General features: G+C 70.6%; 20 protein-coding genes. 7 read left to right on the top strand and 13 right to left on the bottom strand.

Annotated features, from left to right (window positions below; all coding sequences use genetic code 11):
* Positions 1 to 11: 11 nt before the first annotated feature.
* From ORV05_RS12280 to ORV05_RS12250, 7 genes are all read right to left on the bottom strand, one after another.
* Positions 12 to 458, bottom strand: coding sequence for a SitI3 family protein (locus ORV05_RS12280; protein WP_268758600.1), 447 nt, complete (start codon positions 456 to 458; stop codon positions 12 to 14).
* A gap of 16 nt (positions 459 to 474) precedes the next feature.
* Entirely contained in the window at positions 475 to 1107 is a 633-nt protein-coding gene (locus tag ORV05_RS12275) for a CdiA C-terminal domain-containing protein (protein WP_268758599.1), read from the bottom strand.
* A gap of 196 nt (positions 1108 to 1303) precedes the next feature.
* Complete coding sequence (locus tag ORV05_RS12270) at positions 1304 to 2773, bottom strand: glycosyltransferase (RefSeq protein WP_268758598.1); 1470 nt, start codon at positions 2771 to 2773, stop codon at positions 1304 to 1306.
* A gap of 58 nt (positions 2774 to 2831) precedes the next feature.
* The gene (locus ORV05_RS12265) at positions 2832 to 3629 is read right to left on the bottom strand and encodes a family 1 encapsulin nanocompartment shell protein (RefSeq protein ID WP_268758597.1); all 798 of its coding nucleotides are present in this window, start codon (positions 3627 to 3629) and stop codon (positions 2832 to 2834) included.
* The gene (locus tag ORV05_RS12260) at positions 3626 to 4639 is read right to left on the bottom strand and encodes a Dyp-type peroxidase (RefSeq protein WP_268758596.1); all 1014 of its coding nucleotides are present in this window, start codon (positions 4637 to 4639) and stop codon (positions 3626 to 3628) included. The genes ORV05_RS12265 and ORV05_RS12260 overlap by 4 nt, the downstream gene beginning before the upstream one ends.
* Positions 4640 to 4709: 70 nt before the next feature.
* On the bottom strand, positions 4710 to 5582 hold the full coding sequence (locus tag ORV05_RS12255; protein WP_268758595.1) for a PhzF family phenazine biosynthesis protein: 873 nt from the start codon (positions 5580 to 5582) through the stop codon (positions 4710 to 4712).
* A gap of 27 nt (positions 5583 to 5609) precedes the next feature.
* Positions 5610 to 6224 (bottom strand): TetR/AcrR family transcriptional regulator, encoded by a 615-nt coding sequence (locus ORV05_RS12250; RefSeq protein WP_268758594.1) that lies wholly within the window; start codon positions 6222 to 6224, stop codon positions 5610 to 5612.
* 106 nt (positions 6225 to 6330) lie between these two features.
* On the opposite strand from ORV05_RS12250, the gene ORV05_RS12245 reads away from it, so the two are divergent.
* The gene (locus tag ORV05_RS12245) at positions 6331 to 8658 is read left to right on the top strand and encodes an MMPL family transporter (RefSeq protein ID WP_268758593.1); all 2328 of its coding nucleotides are present in this window, start codon (positions 6331 to 6333) and stop codon (positions 8656 to 8658) included.
* Positions 8659 to 8684: 26 nt separating this feature from the next.
* Here the strand turns inward: ORV05_RS12245 and ORV05_RS12240 are convergent, their stop codons facing one another.
* Positions 8685 to 9596: a hypothetical protein gene (locus ORV05_RS12240; protein ID WP_268758592.1), complete on the bottom strand. Its 912-nt coding sequence runs from the start codon at positions 9594 to 9596 to the stop codon at positions 8685 to 8687.
* A gap of 164 nt (positions 9597 to 9760) precedes the next feature.
* Here ORV05_RS12240 and ORV05_RS12235 point away from each other — a divergent pair, with 164 nt between their 5' ends.
* Positions 9761 to 10732, top strand: a complete 972-nt coding sequence (locus ORV05_RS12235; RefSeq protein ID WP_268758591.1) for a magnesium transporter CorA family protein — start codon at positions 9761 to 9763, stop codon at positions 10730 to 10732.
* A gap of 3 nt (positions 10733 to 10735) precedes the next feature.
* Here ORV05_RS12235 and ORV05_RS12230 read toward each other — a convergent pair whose 3' ends face one another.
* Positions 10736 to 11536: a carbon-nitrogen hydrolase family protein gene (locus ORV05_RS12230; RefSeq protein WP_268758590.1), complete on the bottom strand. Its 801-nt coding sequence runs from the start codon at positions 11534 to 11536 to the stop codon at positions 10736 to 10738.
* A gap of 68 nt (positions 11537 to 11604) precedes the next feature.
* Here ORV05_RS12230 and ORV05_RS12225 point away from each other — a divergent pair, with 68 nt between their 5' ends.
* The gene (locus ORV05_RS12225; protein ID WP_268758589.1) at positions 11605 to 12228 is read left to right on the top strand and encodes a GntR family transcriptional regulator; all 624 of its coding nucleotides are present in this window, start codon (positions 11605 to 11607) and stop codon (positions 12226 to 12228) included.
* Between the two features lie 178 nt (positions 12229 to 12406).
* On the opposite strand, the gene ORV05_RS12220 is transcribed toward ORV05_RS12225, so the two are convergent.
* Complete coding sequence (locus tag ORV05_RS12220) at positions 12407 to 12961, bottom strand: sulfocyanin-like copper-binding protein (protein WP_268758588.1); 555 nt, start codon at positions 12959 to 12961, stop codon at positions 12407 to 12409.
* Positions 12962 to 13200: 239 nt separating this feature from the next.
* Here ORV05_RS12220 and ORV05_RS12215 point away from each other — a divergent pair, with 239 nt between their 5' ends.
* Together ORV05_RS12215 and ORV05_RS12210 are read left to right on the top strand one after the other, a co-directional pair.
* Positions 13201 to 13287 carry a MerR family DNA-binding transcriptional regulator gene (locus ORV05_RS12215; RefSeq protein ID WP_268759766.1) on the top strand — a complete coding sequence of 29 codons (87 nt, stop codon included), beginning with the start codon at positions 13201 to 13203 and terminating at the stop codon, positions 13285 to 13287.
* On the top strand, positions 13284 to 13547 hold the full coding sequence (locus ORV05_RS12210; RefSeq protein WP_268758587.1) for a MerR family DNA-binding protein: 264 nt from the start codon (positions 13284 to 13286) through the stop codon (positions 13545 to 13547). The genes ORV05_RS12215 and ORV05_RS12210 overlap by 4 nt, the downstream gene beginning before the upstream one ends.
* Positions 13548 to 13649: 102 nt before the next feature.
* On the opposite strand, the gene ORV05_RS12205 is transcribed toward ORV05_RS12210, so the two are convergent.
* Together ORV05_RS12205 and ORV05_RS12200 are read right to left on the bottom strand one after the other, a co-directional pair.
* Entirely contained in the window at positions 13650 to 18599 is a 4950-nt protein-coding gene (locus tag ORV05_RS12205; RefSeq protein ID WP_268758586.1) for an RHS repeat-associated core domain-containing protein, read from the bottom strand.
* 180 nt (positions 18600 to 18779) lie between these two features.
* Complete coding sequence (locus ORV05_RS12200) at positions 18780 to 19163, bottom strand: DUF5997 family protein (RefSeq protein ID WP_268758585.1); 384 nt, start codon at positions 19161 to 19163, stop codon at positions 18780 to 18782.
* Positions 19164 to 19223: 60 nt separating this feature from the next.
* Here ORV05_RS12200 and ORV05_RS12195 point away from each other — a divergent pair, with 60 nt between their 5' ends.
* The gene (locus ORV05_RS12195; RefSeq protein ID WP_268758584.1) at positions 19224 to 20015 is read left to right on the top strand and encodes a LysR family substrate-binding domain-containing protein; all 792 of its coding nucleotides are present in this window, start codon (positions 19224 to 19226) and stop codon (positions 20013 to 20015) included.
* Positions 20016 to 20051: 36 nt separating this feature from the next.
* Here ORV05_RS12195 and ORV05_RS12190 read toward each other — a convergent pair whose 3' ends face one another.
* Entirely contained in the window at positions 20052 to 21296 is a 1245-nt protein-coding gene (locus ORV05_RS12190) for a PucR family transcriptional regulator (protein ID WP_268758583.1), read from the bottom strand.
* Between the two features lie 97 nt (positions 21297 to 21393).
* Between ORV05_RS12190 and ORV05_RS12185 the strand changes: the two genes are divergently transcribed.
* Positions 21394 to 22293, top strand: a complete 900-nt coding sequence (locus tag ORV05_RS12185) for an SGNH/GDSL hydrolase family protein (RefSeq protein WP_268758582.1) — start codon at positions 21394 to 21396, stop codon at positions 22291 to 22293.

The raw sequence follows: 22293 nt of genomic DNA, 5'->3' as shown, positions 1-22293 counted from the left end.
TCCGTCCTGTCTCAGCCGAACGCCAGCGGCGCCGTCTCGTACGGTTGGGGAAGCAGGACGAGCTGCTGGGGCTTCCACAGGGCGCCGTTGACGGTCAACCGCCCACCGCGGCGGAGCAGCCACACTTCGTCGTGCTCGAAATGGAGGAGCGCGTCCCCGGGAATCCTGGCCAGCACGGCGATAACCAGCCGGAGCACATCGGTCTCCTGGGCCTCGAAGTCGCCGGACTTGCTCAGTCCGAAGTAGACCTCGACGGTCGGCGCGAAGCCGAACTCCTGCTCCACCGGGTCGGGCGGGTCGTATTCGGCGACGTCGGCATCGAACCAGCCGCCGCCACGCAGCGATCCCTTGGTGCCCGTGTGCGCTTCGGCGATTCCGGCGGCGCCCTCGGTCAGGGCGGACACGACCGCGCCCGGGGCGACCGGCGCCCCCAGTTCGAGCTTGTAGGTGATGGACACGGATCACATCCTGCCGTTACTGCGGGAACGCATCGATGATGGTGCCGTCCCTGTCGATGATCTTCACTTCTTCGAGCCCCTTGACGTGCGGGAGGATTGCCTTCATCTCCTCCACGGTCATCGGGCTCCGTGCCATGTTGATGACGATACTGCCGGACTGCTTCTTCGCCTTGTCACGAAGCTCGCTCCGGACGTTGTCCCGCTTGTCGCTGCTCGGCGCATAGCAGTCCCACAACTTGCCTTCCATGTTGTAGTCGGGGTCGCTGGTGCCGTTCACCCCCTTCTCACCGGTGTTCTGGCTGATCTTGTATCCGGCCCTGGCCAGGATGGTCGCCGAATCGTTCTCGATCCGGTGGCCTTCGCGCTGTTTCGGACTTCCCACGGAGGTGTCGGTCGGTGTCCCACCGGGTTCGGCGTTCGGGTCGGGTCGTCCCGACGGCCTGGTGTGTCCCGTCCGGCCCGGCGTGTTCGGCGGTGGCGTGCGGCCATCGGAATTTCCCGGCCGTCCCCGCTGCGCGGCTTCGAAGGTGGCCCGCTGCGCGCTGGAGATTCCCGCCCCGGCGTCGATGTCACCGTGTTTCTGCGACGGCCTTCCGGTTTCGCCGTCACCGCCGTCCCGGCCATGGCCCGGATTCTTCGGTTTCGCCATGACCGCCCTATCCGTCGAGCAGCTTGGTGAGGTTGGTCAGGCTGGTGATCAGCCCCGTGGTGTGGGTGAGATTGCAGGCTCGGAGTGTAACGGGCAAAAACCCCGAGGAGGGACCAAAGGGACAAACTCCCTCGACTGGCCCAACGAGGGTCCCGCGAGGGGCGTGCGGGTTGCCGATCGGACTTTGCCGGCCCTGCTAGCGGTAACCCGAGGGGAGCGATACCTCCGCCGGATATCCCTGCCCCAGCACGAGGCGTTCGAAGAGGGCGATGTACTGCAGCAACGACCGGGTCCCGAGGAAGGCATCGCGCACGCGGAACCGGGCCCGCGCGCCCATCTCCGCCGCCAGCGCCGGGTCCGTGAGCAGGTCGACGACGGCCCGGCCGTAGGCGGCCAGGTCCTGCGCGCCGACCAGCTTCCCGGACCGGCCGTCCTCGATCTGGTCCTGGATCCCGCCGATCCGGCTGGCCACCACCGGTCGTTCCTTCCACATGGCCTCGGCCACGGTGAGCCCGAATCCCTCGGCGATCGACTTCTGCACCACCACCTGCGCGCGGCGCTGCAACGCGTTGACGATCGCGGCGTTCTCCTCGACGTCCACCATCGGGAGCGTCACGAGGTGGAGGCGTTCCTGCACCTCTCCGGGAAGAGCCGCGAAGCGTGCCTTCGCCTCCTCGAGCACCTCCTTGCCCTCCGGATCGTCGGAGATCGCGTCGACGGACGGGCCCGCGTAGAGGAGATGCGCTTCCGAGCGGGGAAGGATGTGGCGCACGAACCCGTCGATCACCCCGATCGGGTCCTTCAGCCGGTCCCACCGCGAAATCTGCAGCACCACCACGTCATCCGGGCGAAGGCGACGTCCTTCGTCCGCTTCGGCGCGCCGCTCGACCCGCCCCGGCGAGGTGTCCATGCGGAGGAAGGACGGCTCGACCGCGAACGTCCGGGAACCCTCCTGCAGCCCCGCGGCGGAGAGGATCCCGTCGACCTGACCGTCGGAGAGCACCTGGTTCTTGGGCGAGAACACGTCGATCGCCGGGGCGATGAGAACGGTCCTGTCCGGATCGAGATCCTCCCAGACGTACTGCCTGCGGGAGAAGATGTAGGCGTCGGCCTGCAGCACGTAACCGCGCAGGAACGCCCATGCCGCGCGCGTGTGCGCGGACGGGGTGTCGATCCCTACATGGCACCGCCACACGACCGGCACGCCGAGCCGCTTGAGCACGGGGATCATGCCCACCGTCTGCGGATCGTGCAGCAGGACGATGTCCCCCGGGACGATCCGCTCGGCGAGCTCCTCACCCGCGGCGAGGGTGACCGACTCGTACACCTCGCGCGCCTCGTCGTCGAGCGGCAGGCCGTCACCGGCGGCGCCGTGCAGGTTGTTGTGGATGCGCTTGGTGACCGCGAAGAAGGCTTCGTTGCCTTCGATGACCTCCCACCGTTCGTCGATGCCGGCCCCCCGGCCGTACGCGAGCAGCGAAACGAGCATTTCGGCCACGCCGCCGCCGCGCGAGGTCGAGTTGACATGCCACATCGCGTGCCCGCCGAGGAGATCGCGGCCACGCGCGAAACGCTCCAAGAGCCGGTGGAAGGCCTCGCCGCCGATTACCGGCTCGAACCGCTCCAGCGGCAGCGCCGCGATCGGAACCGAGTCGAGCAGGGGCATGTCTGGGGAATTAGCCCGTTTTTCGCCCTCGAACCCTGCGACGCTCCCTGGACTGGACTCAGGCGAACGAAACCGCGGCTTCGGCGGTGTTCACCACGAAGGTCAGCGACTCCTCCAGGTACAGCTCGACGCTGTCCCCGTCGTGCGCGAGGTAGCCGATCGAGACCTCCTGGCCGAGGTGCAGTTCGTAGTCGCCGCCCCGGGTGGAGACCAGGAGCGCGGACTCCAGCGCGGGCGCCCAGATGATCTGGCCGCCCTCGCCGAGGACGCGGGCGACGTGCTGGCGGATCGGGTACCCGTGTTCCGTCGTCTCGTCCAGGACCGTGTAGGTGTCGGCGGGCAGCAGCAGCGCGTAGTCCCCGTTGACCCCCTCCAGGCGCAGCGCGCTCATCGCCTGTGCGACCGCGGTGGGATACGCGGTCGGCTCCGCGGGCAGGGTGATCGACGTGGGCGCCGCCGTGCGGATTCCGGTGATCTCCGCCGCGGGCAGGCCTTCGGCGATGATCCTGTCCTCGGTGAACGCGAGCTTCTTCGCCGCGTCCTTCACCGGCTGCCAGTCCACGTCCTTCGCGCCACGCTCGACGTCGTCGACCGCCTCGCGGCTCACCACGAACGGCACCCGCAACTCGACCACCGCCGCGACCTCGCGCCGTCGGGCGCGCACCCCGTCTCCCGGAGAGGAGATGTCCCGCACGTGCCCGGTGCCGACGGCGGACAGGGTGATCCCGCCCGGGCCGACCACGTCCACCACGCGACGCCCCGCGACGTGCTCGGTGAAGGTGCGGCGGGCTTCCGCTTCGAGGTCTTCCCACGCGGCGGCCGAAATGGGAGCGAGTTCGCGGTGCAGGTTGTTCATGCGGTGTTCCGTTTCTTCCGGTCCTTGAGACTGCCGATGCGCAGCGACTGGTCTCCCGCTGGCGCCGGGCCGTCCGGGGCGGGCGGGAGGTCGTCGAGAAAGTCCTGACTGGGCACGAAGAACAGCGAGCCCGTCACGGGGGTGGAGAAGTCGAGGATGCGGTCCGTGGTGCCCGGCGGGTTGCCGACGAACATGTTCTCCAGCATCCGTTCGACCACCGACGGACTGGCCGCGTACCCGATGAAGTAGGTGCCCCGCTCGCCGTCGGCGAGGCTCGCGAACGGCATGTTGTCGCGCACGATCTGCCGCTCGGTGCCGTCCTCGTCCACGATCGCGGTCAGTGCGACGTGCGAATCGGCCGGTTTGGCTTCGTCGGGCAGTTCGATGTCGGACAGCTTCGTGCGTCCGACGACGCGTTCCTGCTCCTCCACCGGCAGCGCGTTCCAGGCGGCCATGTCGTGCAGGTACTTCTGCACGATGACGTAACTGCTTCCGGCGAAGGCCGGGTCCTCCTCGCCGACGAACACCGCCGCCTCGGCCGCCGCACCGGTCGGGTTCTCGGTGCCGTCCACGAACCCGAGCAGGTCCCGCTGGTCGAAGTACCTGAACCCGTGCACCTCGTCCACGACCTTCACCGCGCCGCCGAGGCGGCTCAGCAGTTGATCGGCCAGCTCGAAACACAGGTCCATGGTCGCCGCCCGCACGTGGAACAGCAGATCGCCCGGAGTCGCGACGGCGGTGTGCCGGGGCCCTTCGATCACCCGGAACGGATGCAGCCCGGCGGGCCGGGGTCCGCTGAACAAGCGGTCGTACAGTGGCGAGCCGATCCCCGCCACGCAGGCCAGGCGGCCGTCCGGGACCCGGAAGCCGACGGAGCGGCTCAGCCCGCCGACGTCGCCCAGCACGTCCCGCACCACGTCCTCACCGCCGTCTTCGACGGTGAGGACCAGGAAGATCGCCGCCGTGGTCAGCCCGGTCAGCACCGGCTGCGGCACCGGCCCGGTCAGCACGCCACCGCCGGAAGCCGCTCCCGTGCCACACGGGCGCTTCGCGCACCGGCGGGATCGAAGAAGATCGAGTTCATAGCTCCGTGAGCGTACCCGGGTGCGACCGAGATCCGGATGAAGCGCCGACGATGGTGGCGATGCCGCCGACCCGGATCGCGGGACCGCCGGGTCCGGGACTACTGGTGGCGGTGACGGTAGCCGGTTGGCCCAGCGTGTCTCCCATGTCCACCTCCACTCCGGCCGCACCCTGACCGGCGAGGACGGCGGCCAGGCAGGCGGTGCTGTTGGCGTTGGCGATGTCTTCGGGGACGCCGATCGACGGCGCGAACATCCGCGCGGCGGCCCGCCCGTCCGTCGACGGTCCACTGTAGACGTAGCAGCCCAGCAGTCCCAGCCGGTCGCAGGCCTGGCGCAGACGGGCCGGGTCGGGTGCCAGTTCGGCCAGAACGCGGCGATCGCGGACGCGCACCAGCATCCGCGCCCGTCCTACGGAGGCGATGCGGACCTCCACCTCCCGGGGATCGAGCCCCAGCGCGGCCAGAACCGGCTCGCTGTCCGGCCACGCGGGATCGCCCAACTCCACCGGCCCGGGATCGAAGGCGGCCCGGTACCGGTCGCCGGCCCCGCTGGCCTGACCGAGGAAGGTCCGGCCACCGGAAGACAGCACGGCCTCGTACTGCCGCGCGCCCGCGCGCCGGGCGAGTACCGCCAGCGCGGCAACCGTGCCGTGCCCGCAGGCGGGCAACTCTCCGGTGGCGGTGAAGAAGCGGAGTGCCACGACCCCGTCTTCCCGGAGCGAGACGAACGCGGCGTGCGATGCGCCCGCCCTGACCGGAACCGCGCGCCGCTCGGCATCGCTCAACGTCGTCTCGTCGGCCACCGCGGTCAGGCTCCCGCCCCGGCCCGCGCGCTGGCAGGCTTGGACCATCGTGACATGAAGGCTCATGGCCTCATCCTCGCCGGATCGCCGGGCTCACCGCTCGCGGTCCCACCCTTCGAGCGGGGGCAGCGGGGTGGCTCCCCGCACGTCGAGTGCGTCGAAGATCAGAGTGAGATACCGGTTCCGGACGGCCTTGGTCGTGCCGGGGAGCGTCAGCGCGGCCACCCCCATCACGAGGATGCGGGGCAGGTCCTCGGCGAGGAGGTCCTGCCGGACCTCACCGCCGGCCTGTGCCCTGCCCAGCAGTTCCCGGAGCGGCTGGGCGAAGCGGCTGAGGGTTTCGCTCGCGAGCTCGATGAAGTTCCCTGCGAAGGAGATCAGCCCGCGTTCCTCGATGAGCAGGTCGAGGATCCGTTCGACCACGTCCGTCAGCGATCCGCGCAGCGTGCCGCCGTGGGCCACGCCCTGGAGCATGGGGGCGATCTCGGTGTCGAACAGATCGTCGAACACCGCGCGCGCGAGGGCCTCGCGATTCGGGAAGTGCCGGTAGAGCGTGGCGATTCCGACACCGGCCTCGGCCGCGATCTTCTCCAGGGAACCGGAACCGTCCCCCCTGCCGAACACCCGCCGTGCGGCCGCGATGATCCGCGCCGTGTTCGACAGCGCGTCCACCCTGCGGCGCGGTGCACGAGAGTCCCTTCCCAGCACGGCCACCTCCTCTTCACCTGGGTCCACGCTAACCGAGCCTTTGACACGAATGGGTGATAGTCCCCTCTCGTTTCGATAGTTCACTATCGGTTCCGGGAGGTGTCCGATGTCCGTGCTGCTCTACCGGATCGGCAGGTTCGCCTTTACCCGGCGGTGGTGGCTGATCGGCGGCTGGACCGCGGTGCTCGCCGCGCTGGCCGGACTGCTGCTGGCCTTCCCCGTGCACGTCAGCAACGAGGTGCGCATCGACGGAACCCCGTCCCAGCAGGTCATCGACGAACTCGCGGCGGCCATGCCGGAGGCCGCGGGCGGCCAGGGCATGGTGGCCTTCCGCGCCCCGGAGGGCACCCGGCTCGACGCGGGCCCCGGCAGGCAGGCGCTCGTCGCGGCGGTCGACGGCGTGTACCGGTGCCCGCACGTCGTCGACCCGCGGCGGGTGCTGGCCGCGGAAGTGGCGAAGGGCCCCGACAGCGCCCTGCTGCGCGCCAGTGCCGCGGTGGCCGGGGCGAGCGGCGGCCCGGCGCCAGGAGGACCCGCCCCCCTGCCGGCCGACGGCGGTGCGGTCCCGGGCGTGCTGGTCTCCGCCGACGGCCTGGTGGCCCTGCTGCAGTTTCAGTTCGACGTCCAGACCTACGAACTGCCCGCGGGCACCGTCGCGCGCACCCTCGACGTGGCCCGGGCCCCGGTGTCCGGGCTGGGCATCCGGGTACTGCCCGGTGCATCCATGATCGAGATTCCGGAACTGGCCGGGGCGGGCGAGATCACCGGCCTGGCCGTGGCCGCGATCGTGCTGGTGATCACGCTGGGCTCGGTGCTCGCCGCCGGGCTGCCGCTGATCATCGCACTCACCGGTGTCGCACTCGGGGTCGGCGGCGCCTTCGCGCTGTCGCACGTGCTGGAAATGCATTCCCTGAGCGCGGTTCTGGCCCTCATGCTCGGGCTGGCGGTGGGGATCGACTACGCCCTGTTCATCGTGAACCGGGAACGCCGCCTGATCCTCGGCGAAGGCCTCGACGCGAGGGAAGCGACCGCTCGGGCCGTCGGCACGGCGGGCACGGCCGTCTTCTTCGCGGGCAGCACCGTCGTCATCGCACTGGCGGGCCTGCTCGTCGTGGGCATCACGCTGTTCACCACCATGGCACTGGTCGCCGCGGCGACGGTGGCCATCGCGGTGCTGGCGGCCGTGCCCCTGCTGCCCGCCCTGCTCGGGCTGCTCGGCGAACGGGTGTGCTCGGCCAGGGCCCGCGCGAAACCCCGCACCACCGGCCCCAAGGCGGCCCCGCGCTGGCCGGGCCGGCTGGTGCGGCACCGTCACCTCGCGCTCGCCTGCGCACTGGTGATCCCCGCCGTGCTGGCCCTGCCCGCACTGGACATGAAACTCGGTCTTCCTTCCGGCGCCAGCTACCACTCCGGCACCGCCCAGCGGCAGAGCTTCGACGCCGTCAGCCGGGCCTTCGGCCCCGGCTACAACGGACCACTGACGGTCGTGGCCCGTAACACCGTCCCCGGCACAGCGATCGCGCCGGAGACCCTGGGGCGGGTCGCCGCCGCGCTCCGGGCGATGCCCGGAGCCGTCTCGGTCTCCCTGGCAGGCACGAACGGCGGCGGGGACACCGCGATCCTGAGCGTCATCCCCGCGGGCGGGCCGAACGACGAGGAAACCCGGCAACTGGTCCGTACCCTTCGCGACCGGGCCAGACAGCTCGCACGGCAGGACGGCGTTTCCCTCGGCACCACCGGGTTCACCGCTCTCGCCCTGGACGTCTCCGCCCGGATCGCCGCGGCCCTGCCGGTCTATCTGGCCACCGTGTTCGGTCTGTCGCTGCTCGTCCTGCTGCTCGTGTTCCGTTCCCTCGTCGTGCCGGTCAAGGCCACCGTCGGGTTCCTGCTCAGCGTCGGCGCCACCCTCGGCGTGACCACCGCGGTGTTCCAGTGGGGCTGGCTGCGGGGACTGCTCGGACTCGACGCCACCGCCCCCGTGCTCAGTCTGCTCCCGATCGTGGTCACCGGCGTGCTCTACGGGCTCGCCATGGACTACCAGGTCTTCCTGGTCAGCTCGATCCGCGAAGCCCACGTCCACGGCGAGACCGCGCACCGGGCGATCACCTCCGGCTTCGCCACCGCGGGCCGTGTGGTGACCGCGGCGGCGGTCATCATGATCTCGGTGTTCGCCGGATTCGCGTTCAACGCCGACCCGATGGTCGTGCAGGTCGGGTTCGCCCTCGCCGTCGGCATCCTGGTGGACGCCTTCCTCGTGCGCATGACCCTGGTTCCGGCGGTGCTGGCGATCGTCGGGGAGCGCGCGTGGTGGATCCCGCGCCGGCTCGACCGGGTCCTCCCTCGTCTGGACCTCGAAGGTGACCGGCTGCTCGGCAGACTCCGGGGCGAGCGGCCTTCGGGAGCACAGGCCCCGGTGCCCGCCGACCATCCGTGACCGGGCTCCGCCCGGCGATGCGGTGGTCATGCCGGGAGCGGCTCGGTCGCGTCCCGCCGGTCGCCGCCGGAGCACGGGGTGGTCCGCGGGTAGTCGTAGAGCGGGATCGGCGCCGAAAGCAGGTGTTCACGGCTGCCGTACGGTCCGGCGAGGACCGGGAAGGTGTGGATGTTCTGGCAGGCGGCGACGGGCCGTCTCGCCCACTCCGGCGGTTTCAGCAGCGACACGAAACGCAACCCGCGCCCACCCAGCAGGGTGTGGGTGGCGATGAGTGCCTGACGCAGCGCCACCGCACGGGAAGCCCCGGGGCCGATCGTCGTGTTCGTGTTCTCGATGCGGACGCGCAACCGGTACACCCCGTCCTGTCCTTCGACCGGTTCGGCACGCAGCCTCGCCACCGCTTCGAGCGGCCACCGGCGGCGCACCACCCGGCCCACGGCGCCCAAGGACGAGGTCTCCTCCCCGCTGGGAGCGCCGATCCCGGCCGTGAAACCGTCTTCCACCAGTTCGCCGAACGGCACGACGAGGTCCGCCTCGTGCGGTACGGCCTCGTCGAAGGACAGATGCCGGGTTCCGCCGACGTCGAGCGACTCCACGCCGGTGTACCGGCCGCCGGGCCCTCGTTGCTCGACGCTTTTCCCCTGTGCCTGCAGGAACCGGATCCGCGCCCGGAGCGTGACGTCGTCACCCTCACGGGCCTCGACGACACATTCGGTCTGCTGGCGCCACGATTCCACCGAACCGGCGACGACCGCCGCGACGGGCCCGTCGCGCTCGACCCACGGCCGCGGGGCCAGCACCCCGGACTGCCGCCGGGCGACGTTCCGGGGCGAGGATTCACGGCAGGGGTGGAGCTGGTAGCCCTCGTAGAGGAGGGCGTCGGCCACCGCGCGCAGCGGCGCGAGGTCGGCCCCGGCTTCGTCCCCGAACTCGGTCATCGGCACCAACCCCTCTCCCCCGGCCCACCGCATCCCGTTGCCCGGACCGGATTTCCGGGCGTCCTTCACCCTCCGCCCGCCGGCCCGCACGCCGCATCTCGCGAAAAGGATGATTTCCGGCCCGGGGTGGGCTGGTGCCGAGCCGGTCTCTACCGTGGGGCGCCATGGCCCGCACCCGTCTCTACCGCAACGGCGTCCTGGAAGCCGAGAACTTCCCCGCAGCCGACATTTCCGACCATCTGGCCGATCCGGGCGCCACGGTCTGGCTGGACATGTGCGCCCCCACCGAAGAGGACCTCGCGACCATCGCCGAGGAACTGAGCCTGCACCAGCTCGCTGTGGAGGATGCGGTGCACGAACACCAGCGTCCCAAGCTCGACCGCTACGACACCCACGCGTTCCTCACCGCCTACGCCGTCCGCCTCGACCCCGCCACCGGGGTGCTCGGCAAGGCCGAGGTCGCCGCGTTCCTCACCGAGCGGGCCCTGGTCACCGTCCGCAAGGACGAGGACTTCGACATCGACGACGTGGTCCGGCGCTGGGATTCCGCGGCGGAACTGGGCAAAAGCGGGGTCGGCTTCCTCGTGCACGGCTTGCTCGACCACGTCGTCGACAGCCATTTCGACGCCGTGCAGGCCCTCGACGAGGAAATCGAGGCGCTGGAAGACCTGGTCTTCGCCGAGGACATCGACCACAAGGACATGCAGCGGCGCTCCCTGCACCTGCGCAAGAGCCTGGTCACCCTGCGCCGGGTGGTCCTGCCCATGCGGGAGGTCGTGAACGCGCTGATGCGCCGCGACTTCCACATCGTCGACGACGTGCTCATGCCCTACTACCAGGACGTCTACGACCACGTTCTGCGCGCCACGGAATGGACCGAATCACTGCGGGACCTGGTCACGACCATCCGGGAGACCCAGCTCAACCTCCAGGGCAACCGGCTCAACACGATCATGAAGAAGGTCACCAGCTGGGCCGCCATCATCGCGGTGCCCACCGCGATCACCGGGTTCTACGGCCAGAACATCCCCTATCCGGGGTTCGACCAGATCTGGGGCTTCTGGGTCTCCACGGCCGTCATCGTGGTCCTTTCCGCCGCGCTGTACGTCGTGTTCAGGCGGCGCGACTGGCTTTGAGGCTCACGGCGGCGGCAGCAGCCGGTAGGCGCGATTGGCCAGCACCGGGATCGTGCCCCGGACTTCGGCGACGGCGCCAGGATCGAGGTCGGCCACGAGCATGCCCGGCCGCTCGTCCAGCCGACCGTGCTCCGCACCGTCCGGTCCGACGATCATGGAGTGGCCGATCCCCAGCGGCGCCCCCGCCGCTCCGGGCAGTTCGGGAGCGGCCTGGTCGACCGCGAGCAGCCAGGTGGTCGCGTCCAGCGCCCGGGCGCGGACCAGGGTCTCCCACTGGGCGAGTTTGCCCGGCCCGGCGCCCCAGGACGTGGGCAGCACGATCACCTGGGCGCCGCGCAGCGCGAGGTCGACGAACAACTCCGGGAACCGCACGTCGTAGCAGGTGGCGAAGCCCAAGGTGACCCCGTCGACCTCGGCCAGCAGCGGCGCCCGGCCGGGGGCGACGGTGTCGGACTCCGCGTACCCGAAGGCGTCGAAGAGGTGGATTTTGTCGTAGTGCAGGGGTTTTCCGGCGCCGGCGACGAGGAGGGTGTTGGCCACCCTGCCGCCGGGGGCGGGCACGAACATGCCCGCGACGATCACCACGCCCAGTGCCCGGGCGGCGTCGATGATCGCGCTCGCCCACGGACCGTCGAGGGGTTGCGCGACGGCCGCAAGGTCGCCACCGAAGCGGGCCATGGCGGCTTCGGGGAACACGACGAGCCGGGCACCGTCCGCCGCGGCCTTGCCCGCCTGCTCGACGATCGCCGCGAGATTGGCGTCCGGATCGTCCCCCGCCGAGAACTGGCAGAGTGCTACGCGCATGTCGCCACCTCGTTCGTGTGCTCGGTGGACAGTGGTATACCAGCGGTATCCCGACCAGGAGGCGGCCGATGAGCGAGCGTGACAAGGTGTACGCCTACGTCCGGGACTCGGTGATCTCCAACCCGGCTTCGGTCGGGCGCTTCATGGACGAGCGGGAGATCGCGGCGCAGGTAGGGGTTTCGCGAACTCCCGTGCGCGAGGCGCTGCTGATCCTCGCCGCCGAAGACCTGATCGAGCTGATCCCGCGCCGGGGCGCCTACCTGGCCCCGCTGACACCGTCGGACATCAACGAACTGATGGGGTTCCGGGAACTGCTGGAGACCAACGCCGCCCGCGTGGTGATCGGCCGGCGGTGCACTCCGGTCCGGGCCATGCACGATGCGCTGGCCGCGCAGGAGAAACTGGCCGGCGGGGACGAGCCCGGCGAGTTCCTGGCACAGGATCTGCACTTTCATTCCTCTCTCGTGGAAGCGGCGGGGAACACGTTGATCCTCAAGGCGTACCGGGGGTTGCGGACCCGCCAGTTGCGGACCGGCCTGTCCGCGGTGGCGGCCACCCCGGGCCGCCGGGCCGAGGTGGTGGACGAGCACCGCGCGATCCTGTCCGCTGTGGACTCCGGTGATGCGGACGCCGCGATCGCCGCCATCACCGATCACCTGGCCGCCACCCAGAAGATCCTCGCCCTACGCTGAGGCGGAGGTGGTGCCGGGAACCCCTGGCGACCGCCGGGCGGCTCCATAATACGGCTGGTATACCAACGGCATAATGGTGAACTCCTGGCGAGCGGATGTCAACGACGAAGTCGCCGGGCACCGGGACGGGGTCCGGGTTGGGCTCCCCGCGCCGTGAAGGGACCCTTCACGGCCACTACTAGGCTCCCGTGACGTCCAGTTCGGTGTACATACCGGCGGCGTAGTGCCCGGGCATGTTGCACAACAGCTCGTAGCGGCCCGGTTGCAGCGTCACCGTGGTCCAGCCCAGCGCGCCCGGTTCGATGCCGTCGCCCTCCCCCGCGCCGCAGTTGTTCGACGCCTCGCCCAGGCTGCCGGTCTCGTCCACCTTCCCGTCGCTGCCGACCGGAAGGTTCCCGGCCGTCTGATCCGCCGCGAGCGGCAGCACGAGCACCTCGTGTGCCTGACTGCCCGCGTTGAACACCCGCAGCGACACCTGCCCGGGCCGCACCGTGGCTGGGCGCACCCACAGCCGCATCATCCCGGAGCCGCCCATCATCCCGCGGCCACTGTCCGAGGCGGTCACGTCCACCACCTGCCCCGGCAGGACGGGCGCGCCGCAGCGGGTGGCGGACGGCGTGGGACGGAAGACCCCGGTCGCGGCGAGCACCGCGGTCGTCGCGACACCGAGTACCAGGGCCACCGCGATGATCAGGACCGCCAGCCTTCCGCCGTGCAGGCGCTGTGTCTTCACTCTCCCGCCCCCGTCCTCGCGAGCCGTTCACCAGCCTGTTCCCCCTATCGGACCAGGGGAAACGACTCTCGCCCGGAGAGAAGGGGCCGGGTCGCGGCATCGAGGCTCTGGATCAGAGCATCCTTCGGAGGGGACATGATCGCCATGCTGCTTCTTAATGTGGACATGAAGTCAAGCCGCGGGGAGGAGCCGCGCTGAGCATCGGCGAGGTCGCCGGCCGGTTCGGCCTGGCAACCCACGTGCTGCGGCACTGGGAGTCGATCGGGCTGCTCGCCCCCGCCCGGGCCGCCGGAGCGCGCCGCCGCTATCGCCAGGACGACCTGTGATCCTGCGCGGGAAGGAGGCCGGGTTCGCCCTGGAGGAGATCCGTGCCATGATCGCCGCACCGGGCCGGGCGGCCCGTACCGCGATCCTGCGGCACCGGCGGGACGAACTCCGCGCCCGTATCAGGGCGGCACAGGCCTCGCTCGACATGATCGAGGGAGCGCTGGAGTGCGAGCACGAGGACTTCGTCCGGTGCCCGCACTTCCAGTCCACGGTGGCCGACCGGATCAGCCCCGGCCCGCCCCCACACGTCCGCGAGTGACCGGCTGAACAGGAGCCGGGGAGCCCCGGCGCGCATCGAGCGCACCGCAGCTCCCCGGCACCACACGGGACAGCGGCACCTCAAGCCGCCGTGCGTTCAGGGTCAGAGGTTGTACTCCTTGGCGATCTGCTTGCCGTAGTCCCCCCACCAGTCGTTGCTCACCGGGTTCGCGTGGTACGTCGTCAACCAGTGCCCGTCGTCACCCTCCTTGACCCACTGGGTGGTCATGTCGTACTGGACGCCGTCCGGTTTCGCGTTCTTGTCGTACTGGATCGCGTTTCCTTCGCCATGGCTCTCGCGTTCCGCCTTCGCGGCGTCGTACTCCTGCTTCGCGGCGTCCCGCTCGGCGGCAGCCTTCTGGTACTGCTCCTTGAGGTCCAAGGCCTCCTGCCTGATGGTCGCCTTGTCCTCTTTGCTGGCGTACTTGAACTCCTGCTGCTTGGCCTCGAATTCGTTCTTGAGGTCGCTGACCTTCTCCTCGTGGGCGTCGAGGTTGTCCTTCTTCGACGCCACCTTCGCGTCGAGTTCGCCGGCCGGGCCCTCCTTGGTGTACTTGCCGACCTCTTTCGAGAAGTACTCCTCGTGCCACTTGTCACCCACGTTGGCGGGGAACTTCGTGCCCGAGCCGCCGGTGTACTTCATGCCGAAGCTCGTGGCCCCCACCTGGTGTTTGCCCTGGTGCGAGTCGACCTGCACCTCGACCCCGTCCTGCTTGCCGAACGAATGCGTGGCCTTCGACCCGCTCGCCGAGGTTCCGCCCTTCCCGGGCAGTTTGCCCGCGTCGTCGCCGCCTCCGGGCCGGTCGGGCGTCTTGCCCTTCCCCCCGCCCTTGCACTTCGGGGCGAGGCCGAGCGGGTCGCAGTCGGCCAGGGGATTGCCGACGTAGGCCGCGGGGTTCGGCGCCGGGGCGAGCCCGAGCGGATCCTGGCTCAGGTACCGGCCGGTCGTGGGATCGTAGTAGCGGTAGAGGTTGTAGTGCAGCCCCGATTCGGCGTCGGCGTACTGCCCCGGGAACCGCAGCGGAGTGCCCGCCGGGCCGGGCTCGCGGCCCCAGAGCCCCGCGTTTCCCTGCCACGCCAGCGATCCCGCGGGGTCGACGAGTTCCGTCGGCCGCCCCATCAGGTCGGTGACGATGGCGAAGAACCGCTCACCCAGCGTGGCCGACCGCTCGACCTGGACCACGGGCCGGTCGTCGCCGGGGTGGTAGTCCCAGGTGGTGACGGTCCGGGTGCCCCGCTCGTCGACGTGGACCTGCTCCACCAGCAGCGCGCCGCTCCAGGTGAATTCGTAGGACTCGGCCACCCTCGGCGCGCCGGAGGCGGTGGTGGTGACGCGTCGCTTGGCGATGCGCCGTCCGATCGGGTCGTACCGGTAGAGCCACTGGTCGCCCTCGGGGGTGGCGAGCGCGATCAGACGGTCGTGGCCGTCCCAGGCGTACCGCCAGACCCGGCCGCCCTCGTGGCGCGCGAGCACACGGCCCTGCTGATCGTGTTCGAAGGCGACGGCACCGGCCGAGACCAGCCTGTTGCCGTGGTAGCGGCGAACCCCGGCGGTCGGCCCCGCGAGCAGTTCCCGCGCTTCGAGCACGTTACCGGCACCGTCGTAGCGGTAGGCCTCGCTTCCGCGCGGAGTGTGCACTTCGACGACGCGCCCGGCCGCGTCCAGCACGAGCCGGGTCTGCCCGGCCAGCGCGTCGTCGATCCCGGTGAGCAGCCCGTCCCGCCGGTAGGTGAACCGGCGGTGTCGCTGGACGTTGCTGCCCTGGACGGACTGCGCCACGAGGTTGTCGTCGGCGTCGAAGTCCTGGGAGACGGTTACGCGGCCGTCGACCGTGCGCGTGACCTCCCGGCCTCCCGTGTCGTGCCCGAAGCGCACGGTGTGCCCGGCGACGGTGAGCGAGACGGGATCGCCCGCGGCGCCGAAGGTCCACACACTGTCCACTCCGGACGGTGTGCGCCGGGTGACGCGGCCGTCGTCCGCGTACCGATAGGTCAGCGTGCGGCCGTCAACGGACTCGCTGAGCACGGTGCCTTCGCTGTCGTAGCCCACCTTGAGCTCGACATCGCCCAGTACCGCCGAGGTCATCCTGCCGAGTGCGTCGTAGGTGTAGCGGGTGGTCCCGGTCGGGCCGCGGCGCTCGACGACGTTTCCGAGCGCGTCGTAGCCGTACTCGGTCACCCCGCCCGTCCCGTCGGTTGAGGTGGCCAGCCGCCCCGCCCGGTCGTAGGTGAAACGCAAGGTCCGACCGTCGAAATCGGTCTCCTCGACCAGCCGTCCGGCCGGATCGTAGCGGTAGGTCCACTTCAGCCCGAGCGGGTTGGTCACCGCCACGAGCCGGAGCTCCGTGTCGTAGGCGTAGGTGGTCCGCGCCCCGGAGGCGTCGATCGTGGCGACCGGGAGGTCGAACAGACCGTACTCGGTCCGGGTCGCGAAACCGGCCCCGTTGACGTGCTCGACCTCGTTGCCTTCCGGGTCGTAGCGGCGGATCTCCCGCACGCCGGAAGGGTGCACGCGCAGGTTCTCCTGCCCCTCCACCGTCCAGCCGAGGCCGACGCGGCGGCGGGAACGGTTGAGCGCGAACCGGGGCCGGCCGAACAGATCCCGGTCCTCGGGCGCCGCGGCACCCTCGCGCTCGCCGCCCTTTTCGCCGCTCAGCTTTTCCGCCCGCAACGGTGCGGCGACGCCGAGTGGTTCCTCGAACGGGTCCGGCGCCTCACCCCGGGGATAGAAACGGCTGAGCACGGTGCCGTCCTCGGCGTCGGCCTCGATCGTCAGCCCGTCCGGCCCGGAGGTGACCCGCAGCACCGAGCCGTCCGGCCGGGTCACCGACGCGAGAGTGCCCTGTTCGTCGTAGCCGAACGACGTGGTCAGCCCCAGCGGATCGGTCCGGCTCAGCAGCCGGTCGTACCGGTCCCAGGTGAAGGCGGTGACGTTGCCCAGCTGATCCACGCGACGGGAAAGCTGCCTCTCGGCGGTGAAGTGGTACTCGGTGGTCGCGCCGAGCGAGTTGGTGTAGACGGTGATCAGGCGTTCGCGGTCGTAGGTGAACGTTCCGCTGAAGAACCCGTCCGAGCCGAGAGTGCGGACGCAGCGCCCCCGGTCGTCGTAGACGTAGCGGTACCAGGTGCCCGTCCGGTCCTGCCACCCGGTCATGCGGCCGTGGTCGTCGTAGTCGTAGCGGGCCGCCAGTCCGGAGGAGTTGACGACCTGGACGAGGTACCCCCGGTCGTCGTACCCGAATTCGGCCACCTTCACGGCCCGTTTGGTCCCGGCCTCGACGACCTCGATCCCGGTGATCCGACCGCTGGCGCCGGCCACCCGTACGACGCGGCCGTCGCTGTGCCGCAGCCGTGCGGGCATTCCCGACCGGTCGTGGTCGATGTCGACCCGGTAGGCGTCCCGCTGTTCGAGCGCGACCAGCGGCAGCACGCCCACCCGGCTTCCCGCCACGGGCGCGAAGAACAGGCTCTGCTCACGCTCGGGGTCGTCGAGCCGGAAGCCGGTCCCGGCCGGGGTCAGCGGCAGCCGTGGCCCCTCGAGCGGGAGTACCGAGGCTCCCGCGGCCGGTTGCGGATACACCAGGATCATGCCGTCCGCGGAGAAGTAGCGGATGTTGTCCTCATCCACCTGGACCCGCTGGTCCAAAGTGGACGACCAGGACGGGCCGAACCACTGCCCGGCCCGGTAGGACGAGATGTGCATGCGTTCCAGCAGCAGTTCCCCCGGGCCGGACAAGCTCAGGTCGACCTCGTTCGCCACGACGTCACCGGTCATCACGTCGACCGGGTCGCTGTCGCAGACACGGGTGTCCTTGCCGATCGCGTCCCCGCGGGTCGAGCCGCCCGAGGCGGTCGAGGAGTTGCTCCCGGCCCCCTTGGCGCCCGCACCCGACGCCGTGGTGCCACCCGCGCCCTCGTCGAGCTTCGGCGGCGGCGCCACACTCCCGCCATCGGTCTTGCCCGCACCCGACGCCTTGGTCCCACCCGCACCGTCGTCGAGCTTCGGCGGCGGCGCCACACTCCCACCATCGGTCTTCCCCGCACCCGACGCCTTGGTCCCACCGGCGCCCTCGTCGAGCTTCGGCGGCGGCGCCACACTCCCACCATCGGTCTTGCCCGCACCCGACGCCTTGGTGCCACCCCCGCCCTCGTCGAGTTTCGGCGGCGCGGACACCTTGCCCGCATCCGCCGAACCGTTGTGGCCCGCGCCCGAGGACGTGGTCGGCCTGCCCGCCACCGGGTCCACGTTCCTCGCCCCCGACGGCAACGTGTCCACCTTGCCCGGCTTCGCCGCCGAACCCGGCTTGAGCCCCCTCAGCCCCTTCGACGCATCCTTGAACAGATCACCGGCCTTGCCCAGCAACTTGCCCAGCTCGCCCAACGCCTTGGTCAGCTTCTTGACCAGATCCGCGATCTGCTTCGCGGTCTTCGCCACCAGGTTCACCACCTGCGGCACCACCCAGGTCAACCCGATGCCCAGCGTGAACAGGACCTGCAGCGCCCAGGACACCATGTGCCCCACCACCTGCGCGATGATGTCCCGCACCAACTGCCGCACCGCCGCGACGACCTCACCGGCGGTCTTCACCCCACTCGAGGCGCCTTCACATGCCTTGCCCGCGGCTTCGAGGACCTTCGCCATCTCCCCGGCCTGCTGGCGATAGGCATCCGCACCGGGACCGGTCCAGGACTGGATATCCGTATTGACCTGGTTCGCCAGATCCGTCGACACCTGGCCCAACTCGGTCGAAATGTTCTTCCAGGTCTCCGAATGCGCCGTGATCTGGTCGGGATTCCCGGCAAGTTTGTCCAACGCGTCCTTCAGCGGCCCGACATGCTCCATCAGCCAGCCGACACCCGCGGCCAGGATCGAACCGAACGGGTCCGCCACGAACGCCAACACGTCCATCGCCGTCCCCGCCGCGCCGAGAACCGCCGAAGCCCAATCGCCACTCTCGATACTGGAAACCAGGCCCTGGGCATCCTCCAGGATCGACACCCCGGAAAACGCGGTCGTGGAATCCTTCGCTTGCGCCACCAACGGGTTGGTCATACGTACTTGCGCTCCCCGGTTCTCGTCCCTGTCAAGGCCTGATTGATCCTAGAGAGCGTACGAGCCGCGATTGGTTCCCGTTCGGCCGAACGTGGGCCCGAACGGTCCTCAAAGGAGGACCGTTCGGGCAATCAGGAGATCATCGGGTCGAGCACGAACGGACGAAACGACCGGCGGAATTCAGGAGCCGGAGTGGTGGTGCTTCTCCTTGACGTGGAGCGCTTCCTTGCGAACCTCGGCCTGGGTGGCGCGTTCCCGCTCCAGCCATTCCGGCTTGGCGGCCTTCAACGCGTCGATCTGCTCGGTGGTGAGGGCCTCGGTGATCCCGCCGCGGGCGAGCCCGCCGATGGAGATGCCGAGTTTCGCGGCCACGACCGGACGCGGATGCGGCCCGTTGCGGCGCAGCTCACGCAGCCACTCCGGCGGGTCCGCCTGCAGGGCGTTCAGCTCGTCGCGGGACACGACACCCTGCCGGAACTCGGCCGGGGTGGCCTCGAGGTACACACCCAGCTTCTTCGCCGCGGTCGCGGGCTTCATCGTCTGGGGGGTCTTCTGCGACGTCATGCCGTCCAGGGTATCGGCCGGGCACGCGGCCCGGAGAGTCACACCCGGTAACCTGGCCACGTGACCAGCTCGGACGAACCTCCCGCCTTCCGGCTCGGGTATGTACCCGGAGTAACGCCCGGCAAGTGGGTGCGGATCTGGCAGGAGCGCTACCCCGGGGTCCTGCTGTCCCTCGTCCCGGCCGTCCCGGCCGAGGCCGCCGGGCTCGTGCGCGACGGAGCCGCCGACGCGGTCCTCCTGCGGCTGCCGACGGACCGGACGGGCCTGCACGCGATCCCCCTCTACACCGAGACGACCGTGGTCGTCGTCCCGAAGGACCATCTCCTCGCCGCGACCGGGGCGGCCGAAGAAGTCACCCCGGGGGACCTGGCCGACGAGATCGTGCTGCACCCCCTCGACGACACGCTCGGCTGGGAGCGGCCGCCGGGACGGCCCGCGATCGAGCGCCCCGCCACGACCGCGGACGCCATCGAACTGGTGGCGGCGGGCGTGGGACTGCTTGTCGTCCCCCAGTCGCTCGCCCGGCTGCACCACCGCCGGGACCTCACCTACCGGCCGCTCACCGACGTGCCGCAGTCGCGCGTCGCGCTGTCCTGGCCGGAGGAGGAGACCACGGATCTGATGGAGCAGTTCATCGGGGTGGTCCGGGGCCGCACGGTCAACAGCACGCGCGGGCGCCCCGCCGCCCAGCCGCAGGCGAAGTCACCGCAGAAGGCATCGGAGAAGGCATCGGAGAAGGCACAGCGCAAGCGGCCGGAGAACGGCGGGCGCAAACCCGCGACCGGCAAGAACCCGCGACGTGGCACCGGCTCGGGTCAGGGAGGCAAGCGCGGGAAACCCCGCCGCCGGTGACCGGTCCCCGGCCACATCCTTGATCACAGTGGACGGTCAGGGGACTCCGGCGACGGCACGGTGGGCGGCCAGCGCGGCGAAGACCAGCGGCAGTGCCGTCGGCCGGGAAAGGTCCAGACCGGTCAGCTCGGTGATCCGGCGAACGCGGTAGCCGACGGTGTTGGGGTGCACGTGCAGTGCGGCGCCGGTCCGGCGGCGATCGAGGTCGTGCGCGAGGTAGAGCTCCAGGGTGCGCAGGAGTTCCGGTTTGCCCGCCAGCGGCCGCAGGAGCGCGGCGAGCCCGTCGAGCGCGGCGCTGGGCCGGCTGAGCTGGTAGTCGAGCAGGACGTCGGCGAGCCGGTACAGACCGGGCGGCCGTCCCGTGCCGGACACCAGGTCGAGGACCTCGGTGACCTGGGTGACGGCAGCGGGCACACCAGGCGGGTCCGCGGTCGCGGCCGCGCCGGTGATAGCGGTGTCGGCGGCCTTCGCCGCCTCGGAGACCAGTTCCCGCAACGCGTCCCAGGCTGGCGGCTCGGCCACGGGCAGCAGCACCGTCCCTCCCGCCCCGTCCATGGCGGTCAACGCCGGTTCGCCCGCGAAGAGGTCGAGCAGGGCGCGGATGCGGCGGACCTTGCGCCGGGTGGCGATCCTCGCCTTCGGCCCGGCGGCGGCTTCGTCGGGATGGGGTGCCAGCGCCAGCGCCAGCACGACGTACCGCGGGGCGGCACGCAGCCCGGTGCGTCCGCAGATCTCCTCGAGCGGATCCCCGGCGAGCAGGGCGGTCATCATCGCGTGCTGGACGCTGTGCTCCTCGTGGTCGAGGGTCTGCCGGGCATCGAGATAGGCGGCGCTGACCGCGGAAACCAGCTGCCGCTGGAGATCCATCACCATCGCCAGCACCCGCTGCACGGTGTCCCAATCGGACGGTCGCGCCGCACCGGCGATCTCCTGCCAGATCATCGTCATCCCGATCTGGTAGGCGCTGAGGATGGCATCGAGCGGAACACCCTCTTCGGCCCGTTGTGCCGCCGATTCGCGCTGTCGCACGAGTTCGTGGTCGGCGGCCGGGCGGCGGCGCTCGATGACGTCGGCGAGCAGGCGCAGGCTGCGCTGCACGATGTCCGAGATGTCCCCGGCGATCTCCTCCTGCGGGAGCGCGGTGTACGCGGGCAGTTCGGCCATCAGCCTGGCCACCACCGAGCGGGTCAGCCGCGGGGCCCTCGCCCGTATCCTGGCCGCCACCGGGACATCCGCGATCGACAACACCGCAGGCCGCCCGGCCTTCTTGTCCGCCGTCACAACGCCCCCAGAAAAACTCTGCGCCCGGCGACAATTGAGCGCTTTCCCCCGATCTTGCAGTATGGGCGATCACATCCTCAACGACGCGGGAGTGATCGTGAACGACTTGCGTGGCCGTGGTCTCCGCCGGTTCGGCAACCTCCTGAAGGCGCTTGCGCTCACGATCGCCACGCCCGCCGCGGTGGGGCTGGCACCACCGGCCTCGGCCGCCACGACGGAGGTTTACGTCGCACTCGGCGATTCCATGGCCTCCGGTCCGCTCATCCCGGCCGTGACCGGGCCGCTGGGATGCGCGCGATCCACCCACAACTATCCGCACGAACTCGCCGCCCGCCTCGGCGTCCCCGTGTTCCGGGACGTCACCTGCAGCGGCGCGGACACCGGGAACCTCACCGGCCCGCAGTCGACCAGCCTGCTCGGGATACCGGCCGGGACCGTGCCGCCCCAGTTCGACGCGCTCAGCGCCGACACCACCCTGGTGACGCTGACCATCGGCGGGAACGACGCCGGGCTCGTCGGGGTCGCGCAGGACTGCGTGCGGCTGGACCCGGCCGCGACCCCCTGCAAGGACACCTACACCGCGGGCGGCGTGGATCGCGTGGCCACCCGCATCGCGGCGGCGGAACCGAAGATCGCGGCCGCGCTCGACGAGATCCACCGGCGTGCGCCGCACGCGCACGTGGTCGTCACCGGCTACGGCCTCTACATCCGGCCGGGCGGCTGCTGGCCGCTCCAGCCCGTGCTCCCCGTCGACGCGGACTACCTGCAGGGCAGCGTGAACCTCCTGAACGCCGTCCTCCGCGAGCAAGCGGTCGCCCACGGCGCCACCTACGTCGATCTCGCCACGCCCAGCGCGGGGCACGACGCGTGCCAGGCGCCGCTGGAGAAATGGGTCGAGGGGTACGTGCCCACGGACCTCGCGGCCCCGCTGCACCCCAACCGGCGCGGTGAGGCGAACTACGCGCGGATCATCGGCGACCTGCTCGCCGGGAGCTGA

The organism is Amycolatopsis cynarae (assembly GCF_026802195.1).
Lineage (GTDB): Bacteria > Actinomycetota > Actinomycetes > Mycobacteriales > Pseudonocardiaceae > Amycolatopsis_E > Amycolatopsis_E rhizosphaerae.
Note: the sequence above shows the minus strand (reverse complement) of the source record. Positions and strands in the feature narration are given on the sequence as shown.